We start from the raw sequence: 26,870 nt of genomic DNA, 5'->3' as shown, positions 1-26,870 counted from the left end.
TTATTCCTAATAGCTCAGCGGGTAAACCGCGCAGTATATCAAACGTTTCTGTAAGGTCAACCGATCAATGGCTAACCCTGTCGTTGTTTGTGGCGAGGGTCCGCGCAAATCACGCGCACAACACCGTTCCGACGGATAATTTTGCAGTTTCTGCACAACTTTTTGACCGATGCACGCACTTTCATTGTTAACTCCTAAATCTTGAGCGCCTGTTAGCGCAACATGCCTGCGCCAGGCGACTTCAGGTTGGCCTTTTTCATCAGGCCTTCATATTGATGCGACATCAAATGCGCCTGAACCTGCGCCATGAAATCCATGACCACGACAACCACGATGAGCAACGATGTGCCACCAAAATAGAAAGGTACGTTGTAGCCCACGATCAAAAACTCCGGCAGCAGACAGACCGTCGTGATGTAAATGGCACCCGCCGCAGTCAGTCGGGTCATGACGCTATCAATATAACGCGCTGTCTGCTCCCCTGGACGAATACCGGGGATAAAGGCGCCAGAGCGTTTGAGGTTATCCGCCGTCTCCTTCGGGTTGAACACCAGCGCGGTGTAGAAAAAGCAGAAGAAGACAATGGCGACCGTATAGAACACAACGTAAAGCGGCTCGCCCGGCGCCAACTTAGACGTGATATTCGCGATCCAGCGAAGATTCTCGTTAGCCCCGAAAAACTGCCCGAGAGTCCCTGGAAACAGGAGAATGCTCGATGCGAAAATCGGCGGAATGACACCGGCCATATTGAGCTTCAGCGGCAGATGCGTACTCTGCGCCTGCATCATTTTCCGGCCCTGCTGCCGGCGCGCATAATTCACGGTGATCCGCCGCTGTCCACGCTCGACAAAGACCACGAACGCGGTCACGGCCAGCGCCATCGCGAACAGCGCCAGCACGGCCAGCGAATTCATTTCGCCGGTGCGCGCCAATTCCAGGGTTCCTCCCAGGGCGGCTGGCAGGCCAGCGACAATCCCCGCGAAAATGATCATGGAGATGCCGTTACCGATTCCGCGCTCGGTGATCTGTTCGCCGAGCCACATCAGAAACATGGTCCCGGTGACCAGCGAAACGGCAGCGGTAAAGACGAAACCGATACCCCCATGCACCACCAGCGCCGAACCGCCCGCGGTCTGTCCCTGCAACGCCATCGAGATACCGATCGCCTGGAAGGTCGCCAGAAAAACCGTTCCATAGCGCGTGTACTGGGTGATTTTGCGCCGCCCTGACTCGCCTTCTTTCTTCAGCTGTTCGAGTTGCGGTACCACCGAGGTCATCAACTGGATGATGATCGACGCCGAGATGTAAGGCATGACGCCAAGCGCGAACAAACTCGCACGCTCCAGGGCGCCACCCGAGAACATGTTGAACATGTCCAGGATCGAGCCCTGATTCTGGTCGAACAGGATGGCGAGTGCCTCGGGATTGACTCCCGGAACCGGTACGAAAGTACCGATACGGTAGACGAGCAAAGCTCCTAACAGGAACAGCAGACGGCGCTTCAACTCCGTCAACTGCCCCATTCCGCCAAGCGATTTACCCATTGATCCGACGTTCTTAGCCATCCGAATTCGCGCCTGTTGGTTAGTCTTCGACCTTGCCGCCGGCCGCTTCGATGGCGACGCGCGCCCCCTTGGTCACACCGATGCCACGGATCGTAAAGGCGCGGGAGACCTCTCCGGAGGCGATGATCTTAGCCGTCTTGATGGAGCGATTCACAACTCCCGCCGCCATCAGGGAAGCCAGATCGACCACATCGCCTTCGATACGATGAAGTTCGGTCAGGCGCACTTCCGCGCTGACCAGCGATGCGCGCGAGCGAAAACCGACCTTCGGCAAACGCCGCTGAAGCGGCATCTGACCGCCCTCGAAGCCAACCTTATGATAGCCGCCCTTACGGGATTTCTGCCCTTTGTGGCCACGTCCGCAGGTCTTGCCCAGCCCGCTGCCGATACCGCGTCCGACGCGCTTGGCGGAAGGCCGGCTGCCCTCGTCGGGCTTGAGATCATTGAGCCGCATGGTGAGACTCCTCCACGACCTTGACCATGTAATACACGGCGTTGACCATCCCGCGGGTGCAGGGCGTGTCCTCGACCTCGACGACCTGATGCATCCGCCGCAGGCCCAGACCGCGCACGCAGGCCTTATGTTTTTCAAGGCGTCCGCTGGTGCTGCGCACCAGTTTCACCTTCATCATTTTTTTGTCAGACATCGCTTACCCCAGGATCTGTTCGACGGTCTTACCGCGCTTGGCAGCGATGGTTTCCGCGTCATTCATGGTACGCAGCCCCTGAACCGTCGCACGCACGACGTTGATCGGATTGTTGGTACCGATGCACTTGGCGAGGACATTCTGCACGCCGAGCACCTCGAACACCGCGCGCATCGCGCCGCCGGCAATGATCCCGGTACCGTCGGAAGCCGGCTGCATGAAGACCTTCGCGGCGCCATGCTCGCCCTGCAGCGGATACTGAAGGGTGGTGCCATTCAGCTTGACTTCGATCATGTTCTTGCGGGCACTTTCCATCGCCTTCTGGATCGCGATCGGCACTTCGCGCGCCTTGCCGCGACCGAAGCCGACCCGGCCCTTGCCATCGCCCACGACCGTTAAGGCCGCGAAACCGAATTGCCGTCCGCCCTTGACGACCTTGGCGACGCGGTTGACCGCCACCAGTTTTTCCAGAAGGTCATCGCCTTCCGGCTTGGGATTGAAGTTCGCCATGTTCGAGTCCTCAGAATTTCAGTCCGTGCTCACGCGCCGCGTCGGCAAGCGCCTTGAGACGGCCGTGATAACGGAAGCCGGAACGGTCGAACGCGACCCTTTCCACGCCGGCGGACAAGGCACGTTCAGCAATCGCCTTACCGATGACGGTTGCCGCCACAATGTTTGCCTTGTTGCCCTCGATCGACTGGCGGATGTCTTTATCCAGCGTGGATGCGCTGGCGACCACCTTGTCGCCCGTCGGGGCAATGATTTGGGCGTAGGTATGCCGGGGCGTGCGATAGACGCACAACCGAAATTCGCCCATTTCCCGAATCTTGGCGCGTGCCCGCGTCGCACGGCGCAGACGAGCCTGTTTTTTATCCATGACGTGAGACCCCTTATTTCTTCTTGGCTTCCTTACGCAGGACATTCTCGTCCGCGTAACGAACACCCTTGCCCTTGTAAGGCTCCGGCGGACGGAACCCCCGGATTTCCGAGGCGACCTGACCGACGCGTTGTTTATCGGCACCCATGACAACGACTTCGGTCTGACTCGGGGTCTCGATGGTGATGCCTGCAGGCACCGGATAATCGATCGGATGCGAAAAACCAAGGGCCAGATTCAGCACATCGCCCTTGGCCGCGGCGCGATAGCCGACACCCACCAGCGTGAGCTTGCGCGTGAAACCGGCGCTACAGCCCACCACCATGTTGTTGATCAGCGCGCGGGTGGTTCCGGCCATGGCCCAGGCGTTTGCCTGACCCTCGGCTGGAGCCACCTTGAGTTCATTCGCGTCCTGACTGACGACAACGGTCGGATGGACGCTCCACTCAAGGCTGCCCTTGGCACCCTTGACCTTGACATCCTGACCGACGATCTCGACGGTGACACCTTTGGGCACCGTAATCGGCGCCTTTGCGACTCGTGACATCTCCGTATCCTCTTAAGCGACGTAGGCGATGACTTCGCCGCCGTGACCCGCCTGGCGGGCCGCGCGGTCGGTCATCAAACCTTGCGAGGTGGAGATGATCGCAATCCCGAGTCCGGCCCAAACCTTGGGCAACTCGTTTTTATTGCGATAAATGCGTAGTCCCGGCCGCGAGATGCGCTTGATGACCTCGATCACGGGCTTGCCGCGGAAATACTTGAGCTTGATGACCAGTTCGGGCTTGCCGCCATTGGGTTCGACCGATGCCTCGGCGATATAGCCTTCTTCCTTCAGCAGGTTCGCGATCGCAACCTTCTGCTTGGAGGACGGCATCACAATGGTGATTTTGCCACGCTGCTGGCCGTTGCGGATGCGTGTCAGCATATCCGCAATCGGATCCGACATACTCATGGGATGCTCCTTGGGTCAAACCGCCTTGACGGCGCGATACCCTTCAGGTGTTTTTGATCGGCGCGATCCAGTTCACGGACAGCGCCGAAGGAGGCAAGCTTACCAACTCGCCTTGACGACGCCGGGGACATCCCCGCGCATCACGGCTTCGCGCAACTTCATGCGCGCAAGCCCGAATTTCCGATAGACGGCATGCGGACGACCGCTGACCCGACAGCGCCGTTGTTGGCGCGACGGACTGGCATCGCGCGGAAGCTGATGGAACTTCCGCATTGCCTCGTCGATCTGTTCCGCGCTCGCGCCACGATCATTGATCACTGCTTTCAGTGCCGCGCGCTTCGCGCCAAACTTGGCCGCGATCTGGGTGCGCTTGACGTCGCGCGCAATCATGCTCTTCTTCGCCATAGTGCTATCTCAGGTACGGAATGGGAACTTGAACGCCTCAAGCAGCGCGCGTCCTTCCTCGTCCGTCCGCGCCGAGGTCGTAATCGTGATGTCGAGTCCGCGAATTGCGTCGATCTTGTCGTAATCGATTTCGGGGAACATGATCTGTTCGCGCACGCCCATCGAATAGTTCCCGCGTCCGTCGAACGCCTTCGGACTCAGACCCCGAAAGTCGCGGATACGCGGAATCGCGACACTGACCAGGCGATCGAGAAATTCGTACATCCGTTCGCGACGCAGCGTCACCTTGCAACCGATCGGCCAACCCTCGCGAATCTTGAAGCCGGCAACCGACTTGCGCGCGAAGGTGACGATGGGCTGCTGCCCGGCGATGGCACGCAGATCGGCAACGGCATGATCCATTACTTTCTTATCCGCAACCGCCTCGCCAACACCCATGTTGAGCGTAATTTTCTCGATCCGCGGCACCTGCATCACGCTTTTGAAGCCGAGACGTTCCTTCAATTGGCCGACGATCTGCTCGCGATATTCTGTCTGTAATCTGCTCATTTTGCTTCCCTCGGTCAGACGTCTACGACTTCGCCGTTCGACTTGAAAACGCGAACCTTGCGACCGTCTTCCAGGATCTTGAAGCCGACCCGATCCGCGCCGCCCTTTTGAGGGTTGTACAACGCGACGTTGGACACCTGAATCGGCATGGCCTTGTCGATAATACCGCCAGGTTCGCCCGCCTGTGGATTCGGCTTCTGGTGCTTGCGGGCAATATTGATATTTTCGACGATGACTCGGTCCTCGTCGACGACACGCAACACCGTGCCACGCTTGCCTTTGTCTTTGCCGGTGATCACGATGACGTCATCACCTTTTTTGATTTTTTGCATGCCGTCGTCTCCTTACAGCACTTCGGGTGCTAGCGAGATGATCTTCATGAAGCGGTCACCCCGAAGTTCGCGCGTCACGGGCCCGAAAATACGCGTCCCGATCGGTTGAAGCTGATTGTTCAGCAGCACGGCGGCGTTGCCGTCGAAACGGATCAGCGATCCATCCGGACGACGCACGCCCTTACGGGTCCGGACCACGACGGCGTTATAGACATCGCCTTTCTTGACCTTGCCGCGCGGAATGGCATCCTTGACGGAAACCTTAATGACATCGCCGATGCCCGCGTAGCGCCGATGCGATCCGCCGAGCACTTTGATGCATTGCACCCTCTTTGCGCCGCTATTGTCGGCGACGCCTAGATTGGACTGCATCTGAATCATTGTTGTTTACCTAAACTGATTGCTGATCCCGGAGTGGATCCGGCTGCTCTGCGAATGACCGCGTCGAACGCGGCGACGAACGAACGCCAGAGTGGCGTATCGTTGCGCGTAACCTCAGCGTGCCTTCTCGATAATGTCGAGCAAGCGCCATGATTTGGTTTTGGAGAGCGGGCGACATTGCTCAACACGCACGAGATCGCCTTCGCCACAGCTATTGGTTTCATCGTGCGCATGGATCTTGGTCGAGCGGCGCATGAATTTGCCGTATAGCGGGTGCTTGACGCGACGCTCGATGAGAACCGTCACCGTCTTGTCCATGGCACTGCTGGTGACACGGCCTTCCAGGGTGCGATTGGTCTTTTTTTCGGTGTCGTCGCTCATGATTTACCGCCCGCCGTCATTTCAGTCATGACCGTCTTGATCCGGGCGATATCCCGGCGTCCCGCCTTCATCTGCGAAGGCTTGGACAACTGGCCGGTGCCCCGCTGCATGCGCAGATTGAATTGCTCGCGAAGCAGTTCCATCAACTGCTTTTGCAACTCTTCGAGGCTGCTTTTTCTAAGTTCGTTCGCCTTCATCACAGAATCGTCCGTTTTTCAAAAGTGGTCTGCACGGGCAGTTTCGCCGACGCAAGCGCGAATGCCTCACGGGCCAACTCCTCCGTGACACCTTCGATTTCATAGAGCACAAAGCCAGGCTGAACCAGGGCGACCCAATATTCGACGTTGCCTTTGCCCTTACCCATGCGCACTTCGAGAGGCTTTTTGGAAATCGGCTTATCCGGGAAAACACGGATCCAGAGTTTGCCGCCGCGCTTGACGCTGCGTTGAATCGCACGGCGCGCGGCTTCGATCTGACGCGCCGTCAAACGCCCGCGTTCGGTCGCCTTCAGGCCGAACTCACCGAAGCTGACGCGGTTCCCGCTCTGGGCAAGACCACGGTTGCGCCCTTTATGTTGCTTGCGGAACTTGGTACGTTTCGGTTGCAGCATGACTTAACCCTTCTTTCCGGCCGCTTTCGGCGCCGGTTCTTCGGGAAGCTGGTCGCCGAATACCTCGCCCTTGAAGATCCACACCTTGACGCCCAGGATGCCATAGGTCGTCTTGGCCTCGGCAAACCCGTAGTCGATATCGGCACGCAGGGTATGAAGCGGTACGCGACCTTCGCGGGCCCACTCGCTACGTGCGATTTCAGCGCCATTCAGACGGCCCGCGACATTGATCCGGACGCCCTCGGCACCGAGTCGCATCGTGTTCTGGATCGACCGCTTCATCGCGCGACGGAACATGATGCGACGCTCAAGCTGCTGCGCGATGCCTTCGGCAACCAGTTGCGCGTCGAGTTCCGGCTTACGGATCTCTTCGATGCTGATGTGCACCGGGATGCCCATCATCGCGGAGACCTTTCCGCGCAACTTGTCGATATCCTCGCCTTTCTTGCCGATCACCACGCCCGGGCGCGCCGTATGGATGGTGATATGCGCATTTTTCGCGGGCCGATCGATCTGAATGCGACTGACGGACGCCTTGGAGAGCTCTTTCCGCAGAAAGGCGCGCACCGCAAGGTCCGTGTTCAGGAAATTCGCGTAATCTTTCGTACTCGCGTACCACTTGGATGTCCAGTCCTTGACGATGCCAAGCCGGATACCGTTCGGATGAACTTTTTGTCCCATGCTGGTCCCCTGGATTCCCTAGCCTTCAGCCACGATCAGACTGATGTGGCTGGTGCGTTTCTTGATTCGGTTGGCGCGCCCCTTGGCGCGCGCGCGGATCCGCTTCATGGTTGGGCCTTCGTTGATCTGAATGGCCGCAACCTTGAGCTCGTCGATATCCGCGCCCTCGTTATGCTCGGCATTCGCGATGGCGGACTCCAGAACCCCCTTGATCAAACCAGCACCTTTCTGGGTGCTGAACGTCAGGGTGTTCAGGGCCTCCTCGACATGACGACCACGAATCAGATCCGCGACCAGTCGAGCCTTCTGGGCCGAGATCCGGGCATATTTCAGTGTTGCTTCGGCTTGCATCCGCGGATCTCCGACTAGCGCTTCTTCGCCTTGCGATCGGCCGCATGACCGCGATAGGTGCGGGTCATGGAAAACTCACCGAGTTTATGGCCAATCATGTTTTCGTTGACGAGCACGGGCACGTGCTGACGTCCGTTGTGGACCGCAATGGTCAGGCCCACCATTTCGGGCAGCACCATGGAGCGGCGCGACCAGGTTTTGATCGGACGCTTACTGTTTTGGGCGACCGCTTCTTCCACCTTTTTGATCAGATGGTGGTCCACAAAGGGTCCCTTTCGAATCGAACGTGGCACTTGCTCAACCTCGCCTTAATTATTTGCGACCGCGACGACGGACAATCATGCCGTCGGTGCGCTTGTTGTGGCGGGTCTTGTGACCCTTGGTCGGCACACCCCAGGGCGTGACCGGGTGACGACCGCCGGAGGTGCGCCCCTCGCCACCACCATGCGGGTGATCCACCGGGTTCATGACAACGCCGCGGACGGTCGGACGCACGCCACGCCAGCGGGTCGCGCCGGCTTTGCCAAGCTTTTGCAGGCTGTGCTCGGTATTGCCAACCTCGCCGATGACAGCGCGGCAGTCGGCATGCACCTTGCGCATCTCGCCCGAGCGCAGCCGCAGAGTTGCCGCCGAGGCATCGCGCGCAACCAGCTGCGCGGAAGATCCGGCCGCGCGCGCCATCTGCGCGCCCTTGCCGGGTCGCATCTCGATGCAATGCACCTGGGTACCGACCGGAATGTTGCGCAGCGGCATGCAGTTGCCCACGGCGATCGGAGCGGCTTCGCCGGCCTGCACGCTGTCGCCGGCACCGAGACCTTTCGGCGCGATGATATAGGCGCGTTCGCCATCGGCATACTTCAGCAGGGCCAGGTGCGCGGAGCGGTTCGGGTCATACTCAAGCCGTTCGACCGTCGCTGGAACACCTTCCTTGTTGCGCTTGAAGTCAACGATACGATAGCGCTGCTTGTGTCCGCCGCCTTGGTGGCGCACGGTGATGCGTCCGAGATTATTACGTCCGCCATGTTTCGATTTTTTTTCGATCAATGGCTTGTACGGAGCGCCTTTATGCAGCTCCGGCGTCGTGACCTTAACGACGAAACGACGTCCGGCGGACGTGGGCTTTGTCTTTACGATTGGCATCTTGGTCTATCCGTTTCTGTCCGCCGCCGCGCTCACGCGCCGCCGCCGAAGTCGATATCATGGCCGGGTTTCAGGCGCACATAGGCCTTCCGCCAATCCTGACGTTTGCCGAGACGTTGCTTGACCCGTTTCGCTTTTCCCTTGACGTTCAGTACATGAACGTGATCGACCTTGACCTCGAACAGAAGCTCGACCGCGCTGGCGATTTCCCGCTTCGTCGCATCCGTCATGACACGAAACGTAAATTGGCTCGACTGCTCGGCGATCCGGGTCGATTTTTCGGAGATGATCGGCGCCAGCAGCACCTTCATGAGACGTTCGTTGTTCATGCCAGACGCTCCTCAAGCTTCTTCACCGCGGCTTCGGTCGCCAGGAGGGTATCGAAGGCAACCAGGCTCACCGGATCGACTTCCTGAGCCGACATGACATTGACACCGTACAGATTACGGGCCGCCAGGTACAAGGCTTCATCCAGACCGTCGGTCAGAATCAGCACGTCCCGCAACTCGTAGGTCTTCAGGAGCGCGACCAGTTCCTTCGTCTTGGGTGCCGGCAGGGAAAGCTCTGGCACAATGATCAAACGCTCGGTCCGGACCAGCTCCGACAGAATCGAACGCACGGCACCGCGATACATCTTGCGATTGACTTTCTGGGTGTAATCGCGCGGCTTGGCCGCGAAGGTCACGCCACCGGAACGCCAGATGGGGCTGCGCGAACTACCGGCACGCGCCCGGCCAGTGCCTTTCTGGCGCCACGGCTTAGCACCGCCACCGGAGACTTCGGCGCGCGTTTTCTGTGCCTTCGTGCCCGAACGGGCGGCCGCCATATAAGCGGTCACCACCTGATGCACGAGGCCAGGCTTGTATTCGACACCGAAAACGGCGTCTGAAACCTGCACACTAGCGGCGCCAGTGTGGTTTCGAATGGCAAGTTCCATGACTGCTTAACCCTTGTTTTTCTGCTTCACGGACGGCAGCACGATCAGTCGCCCACCGGTCGGGCCAGGCACGCCGCCACGGACCAGCAACAGGTTCCGCTCGGCATCGACCCGCACCACCTCAAGGTTCTGCTGGCAGCGATTGTCGGCACCCAGGTGACCGGCCATCTTCTTGCCTTTCCAGACGCGACCAGGGGTCTGGTTTTGTCCGATGGAACCCGCCGAACGGTGCGAGCGCGAGTTACCGTGCGTCGCGTCCTGCATGGAAAAATGGTGACGACGAATGGCACCCGTAAATCCGCGCCCCTTGGTCACGCCCCGTACATCGACTTTTTGACCGGTCTCGAAGATGGACACCGTGATTTCATGCCCAACTTCCAGATCAGCGCCTTCGTCGCTCTCCAGCCGGAACTCGCGCAGCACTTCGCCTGCTTCCACGCCAGCCTTGGCATAATGCCCGGCCATTGGTTTGGTGACGCGCGAGGCGCGGCGCGTGCCGAAGGCGACCTGAACGGCGCGGTAGCCATCGGTCTCGGCGGACTTGACCTGGCTGACGCGGTTCGGCGTCACTTCGATCACGGTGACAGGGATACTTTCCCCGTCTTCTTGGAACAGGCGGGTCATGCCAGCCTTGCGCCCGATAACTCCGATCGTCATCGTCTCGTCCTCAGCTCAGCTTGATCTGGACGTCGACGCCCGCGGCCAGATCCAGTTTCATTAGCGCATCGACCGTCTTATCCGTGGGGTCGACAATATCCATCAGGCGTTTATGCGTCCGCAGTTCGTACTGGTCGCGCGCGTCTTTATTGACATGCGGCGAAATCAGGATCGTGAAGCGCTCCTTCTTGGACGGCAGCGGCACCGGACCCCGCACCTGAGCGCCCGTGCGCTTGGCGGTGTCGACGATTTCACGGGCGGACTGATCGATCAAGCGATGATCGAACGCCTTCAGGCGAATACGAATTCTTTGGCTGCTCATGTCCTTACTCGATAATCTTCGCGACGACGCCAGCACCGACCGTGCGTCCGCCTTCGCGCACGGCGAAGCGCAAGCCTTCTTCCATGGCGATCGGGGCGATCAGCTTGATGGTCATCTTGACGTTGTCGCCGGGCATGACCATTTCGATCCCCTCGGGCAGTTCGCAGGCACCGGTGACGTCGGTGGTGCGGAAGTAGAACTGCGGGCGGTAGCCGTTGAAGAAGGGGGTGTGACGCCCGCCTTCGTCCTTGCTGAGCACGTAGACTTCGGCCTCGAAGTGGGTGTGCGGGTGAATCGATTTGGGCTTGGCCAGCACCTGGCCACGCTCGACGTCCTCGCGCTTGGTGCCGCGCAGCAACACGCCGACGTTGTCGCCGGCCTGGCCCTGGTCGAGCAGCTTGCGGAACATCTCGACGCCGGTGCAGGTGGTCTTGACGGTGTCCTTGATGCCGACGATTTCGACTTCTTCGCCGACCTTGACGACGCCGCGCTCGATACGTCCGGTCACCACGGTGCCGCGCCCGGAGATGGAGAAGACGTCTTCGATGGGCATCAGGAAGGCGCCGTCGACGGCGCGCTCGGGCTCGGGAATGTAGCTGTCGATGGCGTCCATGAGCCGGTCGATCGACTGGGTGCCGATTTCGCTGTCGACGCCTTCGAGCGCGAGCTTGGCCGAGCCGGTGACGATGGGGGTGTCGTCGCCGGGGAAGTCATACTTGGCCAGCAGTTCGCGCACTTCCATCTCGACGAGTTCGAGCAGCTCGGGGTCGTCGAGCATGTCGGCTTTGTTGAGGTAGACGACGATGTAGGGCACGCCAACCTGACGCGAGAGCAGGATGTGCTCGCGGGTCTGGGGCATCGGGCCGTCGGCCGCCGAGACGACGAGGATGGCGCCGTCCATCTGCGCCGCGCCGGTGATCATGTTCTTGACGTAGTCGGCGTGGCCGGGGCAGTCGACGTGGGCGTAGTGACGCTTGTCCGTCTCGTATTCGACATGGGCGGTGGCGATGGTGATGCCGCGCGCACGCTCCTCGGGGGCGTTGTCGATCTGGTCGTAGGCGCGCGCCTCGCCGCCGAATTTCTTCGACTGGTGCGTGGTGATCGCCGCCGTCAGCGTGGTCTTGCCGTGGTCGACGTGGCCAATGGTGCCGACGTTGACGTGCGGCTTGCTACGTTGGAATTTTTCTTTGGACATCCCGCTCTACCCTTAATCGTTACTGTTTCTTGGAGACCGCTTCGGCAATGCTGGCGGGCACCTCGTTGTATTTGCTGAACTCCATGCTGTAGGTCGCACGACCCTGGGTCGCCGACCGGAGATCGGTCGAGTAACCGAACATCTCCGAGAGGGGAACCTCCGCACGGATGATCTTGCCGGATGGCGCATCTTCCATTCCATGGATCATGCCGCGCCGGCTGTTCAGGTCACCCATGACATCGCCCATGTTGATCTCGGGCGTCACGACCTCGACCTTCATGATGGGTTCCAGCAACACGGGCCGCGCCTTGGCCACGGCTTCCTTGATCGCCATGGAGCCTGCGATCTTGAACGCCATTTCGCTCGAATCGACCTCGTGATAAGAGCCGTCGTAGAGCGTTACCTTGATATCCACGATCGGAAATCCAGCCAGGATGCCGTTCGTCATGGCCTCCTTGATGCCTTTATCCACCGCCGGGATATATTCCTTCGGCACGGTACCGCCAACGATCGCGTTGACGAACTCGTAGCCGCCGCCCGCTTCCTGCGGTTCGACCTTGATGTAGACATGGCCGTACTGACCGCGACCGCCGGACTGACGGGCAAACTTGGTTTCCTGCTGGACCGTCGAGCGAATGGTCTCGCGATAGCTGACCTGAGGCGCGCCAACATTGGCCTCGACCTTGAACTCGCGACGCATGCGGTCGACGATGATCTCAAGATGCAGTTCGCCCATGCCGGAGATAATGGTTTGACCCGATTCCTCGTCGGTGCGCACCCGGAAGGAAGGATCTTCCTGGGCCAGCTTCGAGAGGGCGATACCCATTTTCTCCTGGTCACTTTTGGTTTTTGGCTCTACGGCTACCGAGATGACCGGCTCGGGGAATTCCATCCGCTCCAACGTAATAATGTTGTTCAGATCGCACAAGGTGTCACCGGTGGTGACATCCTTCAGGCCCACGGCGGCGGCGATGTCGCCCGCGTGAACCTCTTTGATTTCATGACGCTCGTTCGCATGCATCTGCAGGATGCGCCCGATGCGCTCCTTGCGGCCTTTGACCGGGTTGTAGAGCGTATCGCCGGACTTCAGCACACCAGAATAGGCGCGGAAGAAGGTCAGGGTGCCCACGAATGGATCGGTGGCAATCTTGAACGCCAGCGCGGCAAAGGGCGCATTATCGGACGCCGGGCGCTCGGCCTCTGTCTCGTCCCGATCATCCAGAATACCGCGAATCGCCGGAACGTCCAGCGGCGACGGCATGTAGTCGAGCGCGGCGTCAAGCATGGCCTGGACGCCTTTGTTCTTGAAGGCCGACCCGCACATCATGGGAACGATTTCGCTTCTGAGCGTGCGCGCGCGAAGTCCTGCCTGGATTTCCTCATTGGTCAGCGGTTGACCATTCAGGTACTTCTCCATCAGCTCTTCATTCGCTTCGGCCGCGGCCTCGATCATGGCGTCTCGCCACTCATTGCTGAGATCGACGAGATCCTCCGGAATGTCGCGCAGCTCGTATTCCATGCCGCGCGAGGCCTCGTCCCAGTAGACGGCCTTCATCTGGACCAGATCGACGACACCCTTGAAATCCTCTTCCGCACCAATTGGCACCTGAATCGGAACGGCATTGCCGCCGAGTCGGTCCTTGACCTGTTGCACGACGCGGAAGAAATTCGCACCCATGCGATCCATCTTATTGACGAATGCAATGCGCGGAACGCCGTATTTATCGGCCTGACGCCAGACGGTTTCGGACTGAGGCTCAACGCCGCCGACCGCACAGAACACCGCGCAGGCACCATCGAGCACGCGCAACGAACGCTCGACCTCGATCGTGAAATCGACGTGCCCAGGGGTATCGATGATATTGATCCGATACTCGGGGCGCTGGCGGCTCATGCCCTTCCAGAAACAGGTCGTAGCCGCGGACGTGATGGTGATTCCGCGCTCCTGCTCCTGCTCCATCCAGTCCATGGTGGCCGCGCCATCGTGCACTTCACCAATCTTATGGGAGACACCCGTGTAGAACAGGATGCGCTCCGTGGTAGTGGTCTTCCCGGCATCAATGTGCGCCATGATGCCCAGGTTGCGATACCGCTCGATAGGTGTGCTACGTGCCACGACTGAATCCGCCTTGATGAATCTTAAAGAACGCTGAACCAGAGGCTACCAGCGATAATGCGAGAAGGCCTTATTGGCTTCTGCCATACGGTGCGTATCTTCCTTCTTCTTGACGGCGGAACCGCGGGAATCCGCCGCGTCCATCAACTCGCCGGCCAACCGCTGCGCCATGGATTTTTCCGAGCGCTTGCGCGCCGCGTCGATCAGCCAGCGCATGGCGAGCGAATTGCGGCGGGCAGGGCGAACCTCGATCGGCACCTGATAGGTCGCGCCGCCTACGCGCCGGGACTTTACCTCGACGGCCGGACGCACGTTTTCCATAGCCTGCTCCAGCAGCTCAACGGGCTTACCGCCCTTTTTTTCGACAACCTGGTCGAGGGCATGATAAATAATCCGCTCAGCCACGGATTTCTTTCCATCTTCCATCATCATATTGATGAACTTGGTCAACAGCTCGCTTCCGTGCTTGGGATCTGGAAGGACTTGGCGACGGGCGGCTACGCGTCTTCTCGGCATGATCTCTAAGGCTCCGACCTTATTCGTTGAACTGGGCTTGATTCAGGGGGTCGCGAAGCGACCGATGACTCGATTACTTTTTCGGGCGCTTGGCGCCGTACTTGGAACGACCCTGACGCCGCTTTTCGACCCCGGAGGTATCCAGCGTGCCGCGCACCGTGTGATAACGCACGCCAGGCAAATCCTTGACGCGCCCCCCGCGGATCAGAACCACCGAGTGCTCTTGAAGGTTATGGCCTTCGCCGCCGATATAGGTCGCCACCTCGAAGCCATTGGTCAGGCGCACGCGAGCGACTTTTCGCAAGGCCGAATTCGGCTTCTTTGGGGTCGTGGTATACACGCGGGTACAAACGCCACGACGCTGAGGACAGGCCTCAAGAGCGGGCACATTGGTTTTCGTCACGTTCCGCTTGCGGGGCTTCCGGACGAGTTGGTTGATCGTTGCCATGCAATCAGTCTCCAGCGGCGCCCTCGCGCCATCATCACGAGAGTCAAACGACACCTGCACGGCAACTGACCGGCGGAATTGAACGCCAGCACTCGCGCACGAAATGCGATCGATCGACTCGGGGACCGGGCGGATTGCCCAGACCAAGGAACCGGACTAAAAATGAGACTAGCCGGCGCAAAGCCGGCTAGCTAAGACAGAGCAGTATAGGGAGCAAGCTAGAGCCTGTCAACGCTTTCAATCCGTTGACTAACAGGCACGAGCTTGGTTCAACTCGCCTCTGACGTGTTGAGCGCTTTCTTCAATGCTTCTTCCGGACCTTCAACCACATCGGCCTGACCGGATACCTGGCATTCCATCTGACGTCTGCGGCGACGATCCTGATGATGAGACAAACCCGTGCCAGCGGGAATCAGACGCCCGACGATGACGTTTTCCTTGAGCCCAGCGAGCCGGTCGGTTGATCCGCGCACGGATGCCTCAGTCAGCACCCGAGTCGTCTCCTGGAAAGAGGCAGCGGAGATGAAGGACTCGGTCGCCAGCGATGCCTTGGTGATGCCGAGCAGCAGCTGCTCATAGAGCGCGGGCTGCTTGCCTTCGGCCATGACACGCTTGTTCTCGTCCATGAGCACGGAATGCTCCACCTGCTCGCCGCGCAGCAGCCGGGTATCGCCAGGAGCCGTGATCTCGACCTTGCGCAGCATTTGCCGGACGATGACCTCGATGTGCTTGTCGTTGATCTTGACGCCCTGCAACCGATACACGTCCTGAATTTCCTTGACTAGGTATTCGGCCAGTGCCGTGACTCCCTTCAGTCGCAGGATGTCGTGCGAGGCGAGTTCGCCATCGGCGATGACCTCGCCACGCTCAACGCGCTCGCCGTCGAACACGTTTACATGACGCCACTTGGGGATCAGTTCCTCGACCGTTTCGCCATCGTCCTTGGTGATGATCAGACGCTGCTTGCCTTTGGTGTCCTTGCCGAAACCGATGGTTCCGCTCGCCTCCGCCAGCAGGGCCGCTTCCTTAGGCTTGCGCGCCTCGAACAGATCCGCCACTCGCGGCAGACCGCCGGTGATGTCGCGGGTCTTACTGGACTCCTGCGGAATCCGCGCCAGGATGTCGCCGACGCCGACATTGGCGCCATTGGCCACGCTGACGATCGCGCCCGAGGACAGCGCATAGCGCGCCGGCAGGTCGGTCCCCACGATATTGAGTTCGTTGCCGTCCTCGTCGAGCAGTTTCACCATCGGCCGCAGATCCTTACCCGCGGCCGGACGCTGCTTGGGATCGATCACGGCCAGCGAGGCCAGCCCTGTCACATCGTCGACCTGGCTCTGCACGGTCACGCCGTCGATAAAGTCATCGAACTCCAGCTTGCCCGCGACCTCGGTCACCACCGGATGGGTATGCGGATCCCAACTGGCGACCACATCGCCCGGCTTGACCGTATCGCCGTCGGCGACGCGCAGGGTCGCGCCATAGGGAACCTTGTAGCGCTCCTTCTCCATGCCGCGTTCATCGACCACGGTCAACTCGCCGGAGCGCGAAACCGCCACCAGGTTGTTGCCCGAGTGATGCTGCACCGTCTTGATGTTGTGCAGCCGCACCGAGCCGCTGTTTTTGATGTCGATGCTGTTGACAGCCGCGGCCCGAGAGGCGGCGCCACCGATGTGGAAGGTCCGCATGGTGAGCTGGGTGCCTGGCTCGCCGATCGACTGCGCGGCGATGACGCCGACCGCTTCGCCCATGTTGACGCGATGACCGCGCGCCAGATCGCGACCGTAACATTGCGCACAGACGCCAAGCCGCGCCTCGCAACGAATCGGCGAGCGCACGCGAAGCTGATCGATACCGATTTCATCGAAACGATCGACCCAGGTCTCGTCGAGCAGCGTCCCGGCCTTGCAGACCAGTTCGTCGGTTCCCGGCAGATAGACATCCACGGCGCAGACGCGCCCGAGGATCCGCTCGCGCAGGGGCTCGACCACGTCGCCACCCTCGATGATGGGCGTCATCAGCAGCCCCTGCTCGGTTCCGCAGTCCTCCTCCAGCACCACCATATCCTGCGCCACGTCGACCAGACGCCGGGTCAGATACCCCGAGTTGGCGGTCTTCAGCGCGGTATCGGCCAATCCCTTGCGCGCGCCGTGGGTCGAGATGAAGTACTGGATGACGTTCAGACCTTCGCGGAAGTTTGCCGTGATGGGGGTCTCGATGATGGAGCCGTCCGGTTTTGCCATCAGACCGCGCATCCCGGCGAGCTGACGAATCTGTTGCGCGGAACCGCGCGCGCCGGAGTTGGCCATCATATAGATCGAGTTGAAGGAATCCTGCTTGCGCCGCTCGGCCACCCGCTTGCGGGTCTCGCCGAAGCCGCCGATCACTCGCTCTTTCAGCCCATGTCCCTTGATCTGGTCAAGTCCGACGATCTTCGCCACCTCGGGACGGTTTTCCTCCAGCAGCGACACGGCCAGATCCTGAAAGGCCGCCACATTCATCTCGCCCCGCTCAAGCCGCTCGCCGGCCTCTTTTAGACGGGTCTGCCAGACATCGAACAGTTCGCGCGTCGCCGGCCGCGCCGACTCGTCGATCGCACTGTAGATCCCCTGGCGATATTCGGCCACCAGACGCTGCGCCTCGAACACGGGATTGGACTCGGCGGACTCGCTGCCAAGCTTACTCATCATGGCCTTGGCCACCTGATCGTTGGTGCGCGACCAGATGTCGACCACCTTGTTGTAGCGCTCGCCGTTGGTGACCAGACCCGAGGCATACTGCTGCTGGATCTCCCGCACTTCGGCCTCGGCCCCGGCCAACAGCGCGCCCTTGTCCATCTTGGCATCCTGCTCGTCGCGCGGCACCTCCATGTCTTCCAGGCCGATCGAGACCCCGGAACGCGTGGCCATGCGGAATCCGAGATACATGATCTGGTCGGCGAAGACCACGGTCTCCTTGAGACCGAGGCGGCGATAGCACATGTTGATCAGCAGCGAGATCTGCTTCTTGCCCATGGCGCGGTCGACCAGATCGAACGGCAGACCATCGGGCACGATGGCGAACACCAGCGCGCGTCCCAGCGTCGTGTCCTTGATACCGATCACCTCGCGCAGTTCGCCATCCTTGCCCTTGATGACCTCGCGGATACGGACCTTGCAGCGCGCGTGAAGCTCGGCATGTCCGGTCTCGTAGGCCCGGCGCGCCTCGTCGATATCGGCGAAGACAAAGCCCTCGCCCTTCGCGTTCACTCGTTCGCGGGTCATGTAATAGAGACCCAGCACCACGTCCTGCGAGGGCACGATGATGGGCTCACCGTTGGCCGGCGAGAGGATGTTGTTGGAGGCCATCATGAGCGCGCGCGCTTCGAGCTGCGCCTCCAGCGACAGCGGGACGTGAACGGCCATCTGGTCGCCGTCGAAGTCGGCGTTGAAGGCGGTACAGACCAGCGGATGCAACTGGATCGCCTTGCCCTCGATCAGCACCGGCTCGAACGCCTGGATACCGAGACGATGCAGGGTCGGGGCGCGGTTGAGCATCACCGGATGTTCGCGGATGACATCCTCCAGGATGTCCCAGACCTCCGGCGTACCGCGCTCGACCATCTTCTTGGCGGCCTTGATGGTGGTCGCCAGACCGCGCAGCTGCAGCTTGCTGAAGATGAAGGGCTTGAAGAGTTCGAGCGCCATCCGCTTGGGCAAACCGCACTGGTGCAGCATGAGCGTCGGACCGACCACGATGACCGAGCGGCCCGAGTAGTCGACGCGCTTGCCGAGCAGGTTCTGACGGAAGCGGCCCTGCTTGCCCTTGATCATGTCGGCGAGCGACTTCAGCGGGCGCTTGTTGGTGCCGGTGATGGCGCGTCCGCGCCGCCCGTTGTCGAGCAGGGCGTCGACCGATTCCTGGAGCATGCGCTTTTCGTTGCGCACGATGATGTCGGGCGCGACCAGATCCAACAGACGCTTGAGACGATTGTTGCGGTTGATCACGCGCCGATAGAGATCGTTGAGATCGGAGGTCGCGAAACGCCCGCCATCGAGCGGCACCAGCGGACGCAGTTCGGGCGGCAGCACCGGCAGCACGGTCAGGATCATCCATTCGGGACGATTGCCCGAGACGAGCAGCGACTCCATGAGCTTGAGCCGCTTGGCGAGCTTCTTGATCTTGGTCTCGGAGTTGGTGCTCTGGATTTCCTCGCGCATGCGCCGGATCTCGGCGGCCATGTCGATGGTGCGCAGCAGTTCGTAGACCGCCTCGGCGCCCATGCGGGCGTCGAACTCGTCACCATTGGCCTCCAGCGTCTCCAGATACTGCTCGTCATTGAGCAACTGGCCGCGCTCCAATTCCTGAACCAGGCCCGGATCGATGACGACGAAGGACTCGAAATAGAGGATGCGCTCGATGTCGCGCAGCGTCATGTCGAGCAACAGCCCGATGCGCGAGGGCAGCGACTTCAGGAACCAGATGTGCGCGACCGGGCTGGCCAGGTCGACATGGCCCATGCGTTCGCGGCGCACCTTGGCCAGAGTCACCTCGACGCCGCACTTCTCGCACACCACGCCGCGATGCTTGAGCCGCTTGTACTTGCCGCAGATGCACTCGTAGTCGGTGATGGGGCCGAAGATTTTGGCGCAGAAGAGCCCGTCGCGCTCCGGTTTGAAGGTGCGATAGTTGATGGTTTCGGGCTTCTTGACCTCGCCGAAGGACCAGGAACGGATCATCTCGGGGGAGGCGAGTCCGATCTTGATCGCGTCGAATTCGAGAGCCTGACCCTGTTGTTTGATGATTTTAAGCAGATCTTTCAAGACCTTAATCTCCTACCTGGAATAACTGGCGGCGGCGCGGGATGGGTGGAACCGGCCCCGGCCAAAACCGAAGGGCGTAGCGAACCCATCCTTGACCGCGACCGATGCAACCTCTTCGTCAATCCTGCTGAAGCTCGATGTTGATGGCGAGCGAACGAATCTCCTTGACGAGCACGTTGAAGGACTCCGGCATGCCGGCCTCCATCCGATGGTCCCCATCCACGATGTTCTTGTACATCTTGGTGCGACCGTTGACGTCGTCGGATTTCACCGTGAGCATCTCCTGCAGCGTGTAAGCCGCGCCATAGGCTTCCAGCGCCCAGACCTCCATCTCACCGAATCGCTGACCGCCGAACTGCGCCTTGCCGCCCAACGGTTGTTGGGTGACCAGACTGTAAGGGCCGGTGGAACGGGCGTGCATCTTGTCGTCGACCAGATGGTTGAGCTTGATGATGTACATATAGCCGACGGTCACCGGACGCTCGAACTGGTCCCCGGTGCGGCCATCGAAGAGGATGGTCTGACCGCTCGGGATCCCCAGCGCGGAATTGTCGCGATCGGCGAGTTGGAGCATCGCGTGGATCTCTTCCTCGGTCGCGCCATCGAAGACCGGCGTGGCCATGGGTACGCCGCGGGTCAGATTGCGCGCCAGCTCCAGAATCTCGTCATCCGAGAAACTCGCAAGATCCTCCGACTTACCGCTGCGGTTATAGACTTTTTCCAGGAAATCGCGTAGTTCGGCGACCGCAGTCTGCGCCTGCAGCATCCGCTCGATCTTGACCCCGAGCCCATTTGCCGCCCAACCCAGATGGGTCTCCAGCACCTGTCCCACGTTCATTCGGGAAGGGACGCCAAGCGGGTTGAGCACGATATCCACCGGGACGCCATCGGCCGAGAAGGGCATGTCCTCCACCGGCACCACCTTGGAAATGACGCCCTTATTGCCGTGACGGCCAGCCATCTTGTCGCCCGGCTGAATGCGCCGCTTCAGCGCCACATATACCTTGACCATCTTGAGCACGCCGGGTGCCAGATCGTCTCCGCTCGCCACCTTGCGTTTTTTGACCTCGTAACGCTCGCGGAATTCATCGCGCTGCTGCTTGACCTGGGCGGCAATCGCCTCGAGCTGGGTGGCGATCTCCTCCTCCTGCATGCGGATCTCGAACCACTGATCGCGCGAACCCTTCTCCAACAACCCCTGGAGATAGGCTTTGGTCACCTTGGAGCCCGGCTTGAGACTTCCCGGACCGCCGTCGGCGGCCTTGCCGACCAGCATCTTTTCCACGCGCTGGAAGGTATCGTTTTCCATAATGCGCTGCTGATCGGCGAAATCCTTGCGGACCCGATCCAGTTCCAGCTCCTCGATCTGGATCGCGCGCTTATCCTTCTCCACACCGTCGCGGGTAAAGACCTGCACGTCGACGACCGTGCCGTTCATGCCGGACGGCAGACGCAGCGAGGTATCCTTCACGTCCGACGCCTTTTCGCCAAAGATGGCACGCAGCAGCTTCTCTTCCGGCGTCAGCTGCGTCTCGCCCTTGGGCGTGACCTTGCCGACCAGGATGTCGCCGTCGCGCACCTCGGCGCCGACATAGACGATGCCGGATTCGTCGAGCTTGGATAGGGCCGACTCGCCCACGTTGGGAATATCGCCGGTGATCTCTTCCGGCCCCAGCTTGGTGTCGCGGGCCAGACAGGAAAGTTCCTCGATGTGGATGCTGGTGAAGCGGTCTTCCTGCACCACGCGCTCGGAGATGAGGATGGAGTCCTCGAAGTTGTAGCCGTTCCAGGGCATGAAGGCGATACGCAGGTTCTGTCCCAGCGCCAGCTCGCCCATGTCGGTCGACGGCCCGTCGGCCAGCACGTCGTCGCGCGCCACGATATTGCCCGGCTTGACCAACGGGTGCTGATTGATACAGGTATTCTGATTCGAGCGCGTGTACTTGGTCAGGTTGTAGATATCGACGCCCGGCACGCCAGGAACGGCCTCGTCATCATTGACGCGCACCACGATGCGCGCGGCGTCCACCGACTCGATGACGCCGCCCCGGCGCGCCACCACGCAGACGCCCGAGTCCTTCGCCACCACGCGTTCCATCCCGGTGCCGACCAGCGGCTTCTCGACCCGTAGCGTCGGAACCGCCTGACGTTGCATGTTCGAGCCCATCAGCGCCCGGTTGGCGTCGTCGTGCTCCAGGAAGGGAATCAGCGATGCCGCCACCGAAACGATCTGGCGCGGCGACACGTCCATGTACTGAACTTCCTCCGGCACCCGCATCGCAAACTCGTTGGCATGTCGGCAGGAGACCAGCGCGTCCATGAGACGCCCCTCCTCGTCTAACGTCGCATTGGCCTGGGCGATGACGAAATTGCCCTCCTCGATCGCGGACAGATAATTGATCTCCTTGGTGACCTGACCGGCTTCGACCTTGATGTAAGGGGTTTCGAGAAAGCCGTAGGAATTGGTCCGCGCATAGACGGCCAGCGAGTTGATCAAACCGATGTTCGGACCTTCCGGCGTCTCGATCGGACAGACACGGCCGTAATGCGTCGGGTGCACGTCGCGCACCTCGAAGCCGGCGCGCTCGCGCGCCAGACCGCCTGGGCCGAGCGCCGAAACACGGCGTTTGTGCGTGACTTCGGACAGCGGATTGTTCTGATCCATGAACTGCGACAACTGGCTGGAACCGAAGAACTCCTTGATCGCCGCCGACACCGGCTTGGCATTGATCAGTTCCTGGGGCATCAGGCCCTCGGATTCGGCCAGCGACAGACGCTCTTTCACGGCGCGTTCCACTCGCACCAGACCGACGCGGAACTGATTCTCGGCCATCTCGCCGACGCAGCGGATACGGCGGTTGCCCAAGTGGTCGATATCGTCCACCGTGCCGCGTCCGTTGCGCAGTTCGACCAGCACCTTCAGCGCCTCGATGATGTCCGAGGTCTCGCCATGCTCGGCGACGAGTTTCTTGGAAAACTCGTCGTTGCGGCCCATGAAATAACGACCGTCGTAGATCACGCCCGGCCCCGTTTCGGCGGGTCGCCCGAGCCGGCGGTTGAACTTCATCCGCCCGACGGCGGAGAGATCATAGCGATCCGGGGTAAAGAACAAATTATGAAAGAGATTCTGCGCGGCTTCCTTGGTGGGCGGCTCGCCGGGACGCATCATTCGATAGATTTCGACCTGCGCCTCCAGATCGCTGGTGGTGGGATCGATGCGCAGGGTTTCCGACAGATAAGGCCCCTGATCGAGATCGTTGACGAACAGGGTTTCGAGGGTCTCGGTGCCCTTCTGCAACAGGGTCTCCAGCAACTCCGGCGTCACCACGGAATTGGCCTCGGCCAGCACCTCGCCGGTCTCGGTATCGATCTGGGCGTGGGCCAGGATCCGCCCGACCATAAAATCCGCGGGCACCTCCAAACGCTCGACCCCGGACTTCTGAAGTTCGCGGATGTGGCGCGCCGTCACGCGACGCCCGGCTTCCACCAGAATCTCCTCGCCGATCTTGACATCGAAGCCAACCGTCTCGCCGCGCAGACGCTCGGGCACCAGATCCAGGGTCACGTCGCGGCCCTGAATGCGGAAGGTATCGGTCTCGAAGAAGCGCGACAGGATATCTTCGACGCCATAGCCGAGCGCGCGCAGCAGAACGGTCGCCGGCAGCTTGCGGCGACGGTCGATACGCACGAAAACATTGTCCTTGGGATCGAACTCGAAATCGAGCCAGGATCCGCGGTAGGGAATCACACGGGCCGAGAACAAAAGCTTGCCCGAGGAATGCGTCTTGCCCTTGTCGTGGTCGAAAAAGACACCCGGCGAACGGTGCAACTGCGAGACGATGACCCGCTCGGTGCCGTTGATGATGAAGGTGCCGGTCTCGGTCATGAGCGGCAGTTCGCCCATGTAGACTTCCTGTTCGCGGATGTCCTTGACCACCCTAGAGCCCGCCGGGGCTTCCTTATCGTAGATCACGAGACGCAGCAGGACACGCAGGGGCGCGGCAAAGGTCGCGCCGCGCAGGTGACACTCGCGCTCGTCGAAGACCGGGTCGCCGAGACGGTACTTCACATATTCAAGGACGGCATATCCAGAATAGCTCTCGATCGGAAAGACCGACTTGAACGCCGCATGCAGCCCCAAATCCCGACGGTCCTTCACCGAGGAATTGGCTTGCAGAAACTCGCGGTAGGAGTCGATCTGCGTGGCCAGGAGGAACGGCACGCCCAGAATGCTGGGACGCTTGCCGAAGTCTTTGCGGATGCGCTTTTTTTCGGTGAACGAATAGGCCATTATGCCTTCCCTCGAGGTGCTTGCTTGGGTCCCTGACGGGGCGTGGACATTGCTGCGGATTGTTGACGGCAAGGAACGAGCATCGAAACAATGGCGTGGTCACCGCCTAGCCCGGTATCGGAACCGAGCAATGAAAAGCCGCCGGGTCGGCTGGACCCAACGGGAAAAGGCCGGCGGTTCGTCGCCGCCAGCCTCATCGCTTTGCCGGAAAAGTGACGACGCAATTGCGCCGTTACTTGATGTCGACAGTGGCGCCAGCCTCTTCAAGCTGCTTCTTGGCGTCTTCGGCCTCGGCCTTGGAGACGGCTTCCTTGAGCGTCGCGGGGGCGCCTTCGACGGCGTCCTTCGCTTCCTTCAGGCCCAAGCCGGTCAGTGCGCGCACGACCTTGATGACGGCCACCTTGTTGGCGCCGAACGAAGAGAGGATGACATCGAACTCGGTCTGTTCCTCGACTTCAGCCGCCGGGCCGCCAGCACCAGGCGCGGCGGCGGCGACGGCGACGGCGGCGGTCACGCCAAACTTTTCTTCCATCGCGCTGATGAGGTCGACGACCTCAAGCACGGTCATGTTGCCAATCGCTTCGAGAATCTCGTCTTTCGAAACGGCCATGGGTTTCTCCTGGAAATCTGAATACGGTTAATCGGGTTGCGGGTCGAGCGAGGACGCGGCTTAGGCGGCCTCTTTGGCATCGCGAATCGCGGCGATGGTGCGGACCAGTTTGCCCGGCACCTCGTTGATGGTCGCGGCGAGCTTTTGCACGGGAGCCTTCATGACGGACATCAGCAGACTGATCGCCTGATCGTAGGTCGGCATCTTGGCAAGATTGCCAATCTCCGAGGGATCGAGCAGTTTGCCGCCAAGGGCGATGAGTCGCACCTTGAATTTGTCATGATCCTTTGCAAACGCCTCCAGGACACGCGCCGCCGAACCCGGATCGGCCTGCGAAAACGCGAGGATCAGCGGGCCCGTGAGCCCCTCTCGCATGCAGGCAAAATCCGTGTCTTCCAGCGCGCGCTGGGCCAGGGTATTCTTGACGACGCGAATATAAACGCCAGCCTTGCGTGCTTCCACGCGCAGCTTGGTCAGTTGTTCCACGGTCAAGCCCCGATATTCGGCTCCGATGGCCGAATAGGCACTCTTCGCGACTTGCGCGACTTCGGCGACGATTGCTTCTTTTTGCGCAAAATTCAGCGCCACTGTCGTCACCCCTTACGGTTGGTAGCCCGGCCGAGGCCGAGTGGCATTCAGGACAGCGCATCCAGCGCCGCACTAAACGCCAAAAACGTGCGCCGTCATCAGCAAAGACCGCCAATTCGGGAGCACCGTCTGCGCAGGCGTCGAAACCATTAAGCCCCACCGGCCGAATCCCTGATAGCCCTTGGCGCACCTGCGGTCTTTGACGGCCTCCAGCGATTGCCGAGACCTCAAAGAAACTCGACGCGTCCGGCGCGCAAGCGCCGGACGCGTCCCTTTAAATCAAACTGGAATGATCGACCGTCAGACCAGGCCCCATGGTGCTGGAGACGGTGACCTTGCGCATGTAAACGCCTTTGGAGCTGCTGGGCTTTGCCTTCATGAGATTGACCAGCAACGCCTCCAGATTCTCCCGGAGCTTGACAGGTTCAAACCCGATGCGACCCAGCGGGCAGTGGATGATGCCGGCCTTGTCGGTGCGGTAGCGCACCTGACCCGCCTTGGCATTGCGCACGGCCTCGGCCACGTCCGGCGTCACGGTCCCGACCTTCGGATTCGGCATCAGTCCGCGCGGCCCCAGGATCTTGCCAAGTTGGCCCACCAAACGCATCGCATCGGGCGAGGCAATGACCACATCGAAATCCATCTGGCCGGCCTTGATTTCCTCGGCGAGGTCATCGAAGCCAACCCGATCCGCCCCAGCTTCGGTCGCTGCGGTGGCTGCCGCACCCTGCGCGAAGACCGCGACCCGGACGGTTTTGCCGATACCGTGCGGCAGAACCGTGGAGCCACGCACGACCTGATCCGATTTACGCGGATCGACGCCAAGATTGACCGCCACGTCGATACTTTCGGCGAACTTGACCGAGGACAGTTCTTTCAGGAGGGTAAATGCCTCTTCCGCGGCGTAGAGCTTGCTGCGCTCGACGCGCTCATGAATCGCACGCACGCGCTTCGATAAACGAGCCATCAGTTCACCCCCTCAACATCGAGACCCATGGCACGGGCGCTTCCGGCGATGGTCCGAACCGCGGCGTCCATATCGGCCGCCGTCAGATCGGGCATCTTCAAGGTTGCAATCTGTTCCAGTTGCTCGCGCGTCACCGTGCCGATCTTATTGGTATTCGGATTTGGGCTTCCCTTGGGAAGACCAAGCGCTTTCTTCAGCAGAATAGACGCCGGAGGCGTCTTGGTGATGAAGGTAAAACTGCGGTCCGAATAGACGGTGATGACGACCGGAGTCGGCATCCCCTTTTCCATGTCCTGCGTGCGCGCGTTGAACGTCTTGCAGAACTCCATGATATTGACGCCGTGCTGACCAAGCGCGGGGCCGACGGGCGGACTCGGGGTCGCCTCCCCCGCCTTCACCTGCAACTTGATATAGGCATTGATTTTCTTTGCCATGTTTGCTCTCCAATGGGTGCGAACGCCAGGAATCGAAATCCTGGCTCCCCATGCAAGTCCCCTCATGGGGACGACGTAAGGAAACCGATCCGGAGAAGGAGTCGGCGAATGAT

The 26,870-nt window shown here is 60.7% G+C and carries 33 protein-coding genes; all 33 read right to left on the bottom strand.

Annotation, left to right across the window (positions count from 1 at the left end):
• Nucleotides 1-71: 71 nt before the first annotated feature.
• Nucleotides 72-185 carry a 50S ribosomal protein L36 gene (rpmJ, locus tag THIVI_RS24105; RefSeq protein ID WP_014780417.1) on the bottom strand — a complete coding sequence of 38 codons (114 nt, stop codon included), beginning with the start codon at nt 183-185 and terminating at the stop codon, nt 72-74.
• A gap of 27 nt (nt 186-212) precedes the next feature.
• Nucleotides 213-1,565 carry a preprotein translocase subunit SecY gene (gene secY, locus THIVI_RS20400; RefSeq protein WP_014780416.1) on the bottom strand — a complete coding sequence of 451 codons (1,353 nt, stop codon included), beginning with the start codon at nt 1,563-1,565 and terminating at the stop codon, nt 213-215.
• Between the two features lie 19 nt (nt 1,566-1,584).
• On the bottom strand, nt 1,585-2,019 hold the full coding sequence (gene rplO / locus THIVI_RS20395; RefSeq protein ID WP_014780415.1) for a 50S ribosomal protein L15: 435 nt from the start codon (nt 2,017-2,019) through the stop codon (nt 1,585-1,587).
• Nucleotides 2,006-2,212 carry a 50S ribosomal protein L30 gene (gene rpmD / locus THIVI_RS20390; protein ID WP_014780414.1) on the bottom strand — a complete coding sequence of 69 codons (207 nt, stop codon included), beginning with the start codon at nt 2,210-2,212 and terminating at the stop codon, nt 2,006-2,008. Before rpmD ends, rplO begins: the two co-directional genes overlap by 14 nt.
• 3 nt (nt 2,213-2,215) lie before the next feature.
• Nucleotides 2,216-2,722, bottom strand: a complete 507-nt coding sequence (gene rpsE, locus THIVI_RS20385) for a 30S ribosomal protein S5 (protein ID WP_014780413.1) — start codon at nt 2,720-2,722, stop codon at nt 2,216-2,218.
• A gap of 10 nt (nt 2,723-2,732) precedes the next feature.
• Nucleotides 2,733-3,089, bottom strand: a complete 357-nt coding sequence (rplR, locus tag THIVI_RS20380; RefSeq protein WP_014780412.1) for a 50S ribosomal protein L18 — start codon at nt 3,087-3,089, stop codon at nt 2,733-2,735.
• 13 nt (nt 3,090-3,102) lie between these two features.
• On the bottom strand, nt 3,103-3,636 hold the full coding sequence (gene rplF, locus THIVI_RS20375) for a 50S ribosomal protein L6 (RefSeq protein WP_014780411.1): 534 nt from the start codon (nt 3,634-3,636) through the stop codon (nt 3,103-3,105).
• A gap of 12 nt (nt 3,637-3,648) precedes the next feature.
• Nucleotides 3,649-4,044: a 30S ribosomal protein S8 gene (rpsH, locus tag THIVI_RS20370; protein WP_014780410.1), complete on the bottom strand. Its 396-nt coding sequence runs from the start codon at nt 4,042-4,044 to the stop codon at nt 3,649-3,651.
• Nucleotides 4,045-4,143: 99 nt separating this feature from the next.
• Nucleotides 4,144-4,449, bottom strand: coding sequence for a 30S ribosomal protein S14 (gene rpsN / locus THIVI_RS20365; RefSeq protein ID WP_014780409.1), 306 nt, complete (start codon nt 4,447-4,449; stop codon nt 4,144-4,146).
• 9 nt (nt 4,450-4,458) lie between these two features.
• Nucleotides 4,459-4,998, bottom strand: coding sequence for a 50S ribosomal protein L5 (gene rplE, locus THIVI_RS20360; RefSeq protein ID WP_014780408.1), 540 nt, complete (start codon nt 4,996-4,998; stop codon nt 4,459-4,461).
• Nucleotides 4,999-5,012: 14 nt separating this feature from the next.
• A complete protein-coding gene (rplX, locus tag THIVI_RS20355) occupies nt 5,013-5,330 on the bottom strand; it encodes a 50S ribosomal protein L24 (RefSeq protein WP_014780407.1) in 318 nt (105 codons plus the stop codon).
• Between the two features lie 12 nt (nt 5,331-5,342).
• Entirely contained in the window at nt 5,343-5,711 is a 369-nt protein-coding gene (rplN, locus tag THIVI_RS20350; RefSeq protein ID WP_014780406.1) for a 50S ribosomal protein L14, read from the bottom strand.
• A gap of 114 nt (nt 5,712-5,825) precedes the next feature.
• On the bottom strand, nt 5,826-6,092 hold the full coding sequence (gene rpsQ, locus THIVI_RS20345) for a 30S ribosomal protein S17 (protein WP_014780405.1): 267 nt from the start codon (nt 6,090-6,092) through the stop codon (nt 5,826-5,828).
• Nucleotides 6,089-6,289, bottom strand: coding sequence for a 50S ribosomal protein L29 (gene rpmC / locus THIVI_RS20340; protein ID WP_014780404.1), 201 nt, complete (start codon nt 6,287-6,289; stop codon nt 6,089-6,091). The genes rpsQ and rpmC overlap by 4 nt, the downstream gene beginning before the upstream one ends.
• Nucleotides 6,289-6,702 (bottom strand): 50S ribosomal protein L16, encoded by a 414-nt coding sequence (gene rplP / locus THIVI_RS20335; protein ID WP_014780403.1) that lies wholly within the window; start codon nt 6,700-6,702, stop codon nt 6,289-6,291. The genes rpmC and rplP overlap by 1 nt, the downstream gene beginning before the upstream one ends.
• Nucleotides 6,703-6,705: 3 nt before the next feature.
• Nucleotides 6,706-7,383, bottom strand: a complete 678-nt coding sequence (gene rpsC / locus THIVI_RS20330) for a 30S ribosomal protein S3 (RefSeq protein ID WP_014780402.1) — start codon at nt 7,381-7,383, stop codon at nt 6,706-6,708.
• Between the two features lie 18 nt (nt 7,384-7,401).
• Nucleotides 7,402-7,734, bottom strand: coding sequence for a 50S ribosomal protein L22 (rplV, locus tag THIVI_RS20325; protein ID WP_014780401.1), 333 nt, complete (start codon nt 7,732-7,734; stop codon nt 7,402-7,404).
• Nucleotides 7,735-7,748: 14 nt separating this feature from the next.
• Nucleotides 7,749-8,027 carry a 30S ribosomal protein S19 gene (rpsS, locus tag THIVI_RS20320; RefSeq protein WP_014780400.1) on the bottom strand — a complete coding sequence of 93 codons (279 nt, stop codon included), beginning with the start codon at nt 8,025-8,027 and terminating at the stop codon, nt 7,749-7,751.
• A gap of 19 nt (nt 8,028-8,046) precedes the next feature.
• Nucleotides 8,047-8,874, bottom strand: coding sequence for a 50S ribosomal protein L2 (gene rplB, locus THIVI_RS20315; protein ID WP_014780399.1), 828 nt, complete (start codon nt 8,872-8,874; stop codon nt 8,047-8,049).
• A 32-nt stretch (nt 8,875-8,906) separates the two neighbouring features.
• Nucleotides 8,907-9,203 (bottom strand): 50S ribosomal protein L23, encoded by a 297-nt coding sequence (gene rplW / locus THIVI_RS20310; RefSeq protein ID WP_014780398.1) that lies wholly within the window; start codon nt 9,201-9,203, stop codon nt 8,907-8,909.
• Complete coding sequence (gene rplD / locus THIVI_RS20305; RefSeq protein WP_014780397.1) at nt 9,200-9,811, bottom strand: 50S ribosomal protein L4; 612 nt, start codon at nt 9,809-9,811, stop codon at nt 9,200-9,202. The genes rplW and rplD overlap by 4 nt, the downstream gene beginning before the upstream one ends.
• 6 nt (nt 9,812-9,817) lie before the next feature.
• Nucleotides 9,818-10,468 carry a 50S ribosomal protein L3 gene (gene rplC / locus THIVI_RS20300; RefSeq protein WP_014780396.1) on the bottom strand — a complete coding sequence of 217 codons (651 nt, stop codon included), beginning with the start codon at nt 10,466-10,468 and terminating at the stop codon, nt 9,818-9,820.
• Nucleotides 10,469-10,478: 10 nt separating this feature from the next.
• On the bottom strand, nt 10,479-10,790 hold the full coding sequence (gene rpsJ, locus THIVI_RS20295; protein WP_014780395.1) for a 30S ribosomal protein S10: 312 nt from the start codon (nt 10,788-10,790) through the stop codon (nt 10,479-10,481).
• 4 nt (nt 10,791-10,794) lie between these two features.
• On the bottom strand, nt 10,795-11,985 hold the full coding sequence (tuf, locus tag THIVI_RS20290; protein ID WP_014780383.1) for an elongation factor Tu: 1,191 nt from the start codon (nt 11,983-11,985) through the stop codon (nt 10,795-10,797).
• Nucleotides 11,986-12,004: 19 nt separating this feature from the next.
• Nucleotides 12,005-14,101 carry an elongation factor G gene (gene fusA, locus THIVI_RS20285; RefSeq protein ID WP_014780394.1) on the bottom strand — a complete coding sequence of 699 codons (2,097 nt, stop codon included), beginning with the start codon at nt 14,099-14,101 and terminating at the stop codon, nt 12,005-12,007.
• A 45-nt stretch (nt 14,102-14,146) separates the two neighbouring features.
• Nucleotides 14,147-14,617 (bottom strand): 30S ribosomal protein S7, encoded by a 471-nt coding sequence (rpsG, locus tag THIVI_RS20280; RefSeq protein ID WP_014780393.1) that lies wholly within the window; start codon nt 14,615-14,617, stop codon nt 14,147-14,149.
• A gap of 73 nt (nt 14,618-14,690) precedes the next feature.
• Nucleotides 14,691-15,065 (bottom strand): 30S ribosomal protein S12, encoded by a 375-nt coding sequence (gene rpsL / locus THIVI_RS20275; RefSeq protein WP_014780392.1) that lies wholly within the window; start codon nt 15,063-15,065, stop codon nt 14,691-14,693.
• Nucleotides 15,066-15,334: 269 nt separating this feature from the next.
• The gene (rpoC, locus tag THIVI_RS20270; RefSeq protein WP_014780391.1) at nt 15,335-19,867 is read right to left on the bottom strand and encodes a DNA-directed RNA polymerase subunit beta'; all 4,533 of its coding nucleotides are present in this window, start codon (nt 19,865-19,867) and stop codon (nt 15,335-15,337) included.
• A gap of 118 nt (nt 19,868-19,985) precedes the next feature.
• Nucleotides 19,986-24,158 carry a DNA-directed RNA polymerase subunit beta gene (rpoB, locus tag THIVI_RS20265; protein WP_014780390.1) on the bottom strand — a complete coding sequence of 1,391 codons (4,173 nt, stop codon included), beginning with the start codon at nt 24,156-24,158 and terminating at the stop codon, nt 19,986-19,988.
• A 232-nt stretch (nt 24,159-24,390) separates the two neighbouring features.
• On the bottom strand, nt 24,391-24,768 hold the full coding sequence (gene rplL / locus THIVI_RS20260) for a 50S ribosomal protein L7/L12 (protein WP_014780389.1): 378 nt from the start codon (nt 24,766-24,768) through the stop codon (nt 24,391-24,393).
• A gap of 60 nt (nt 24,769-24,828) precedes the next feature.
• The gene (gene rplJ / locus THIVI_RS20255; protein WP_014780388.1) at nt 24,829-25,356 is read right to left on the bottom strand and encodes a 50S ribosomal protein L10; all 528 of its coding nucleotides are present in this window, start codon (nt 25,354-25,356) and stop codon (nt 24,829-24,831) included.
• Nucleotides 25,357-25,630: 274 nt separating this feature from the next.
• Nucleotides 25,631-26,323 (bottom strand): 50S ribosomal protein L1, encoded by a 693-nt coding sequence (gene rplA, locus THIVI_RS20250; RefSeq protein ID WP_014780387.1) that lies wholly within the window; start codon nt 26,321-26,323, stop codon nt 25,631-25,633.
• Entirely contained in the window at nt 26,323-26,757 is a 435-nt protein-coding gene (gene rplK, locus THIVI_RS20245; protein WP_014780386.1) for a 50S ribosomal protein L11, read from the bottom strand. The genes rplA and rplK overlap by 1 nt, the downstream gene beginning before the upstream one ends.
• Between the last annotated feature and the right edge of the window lie 113 nt (nt 26,758-26,870).

Origin of the sequence: Thiocystis violascens DSM 198 (genome assembly GCF_000227745.2) — a bacterium.
Classification (GTDB): domain Bacteria; phylum Pseudomonadota; class Gammaproteobacteria; order Chromatiales; family Chromatiaceae; genus Chromatium; species Chromatium violascens.
Note: the sequence above shows the minus strand (reverse complement) of the source record. Positions and strands in the feature narration are given on the sequence as shown.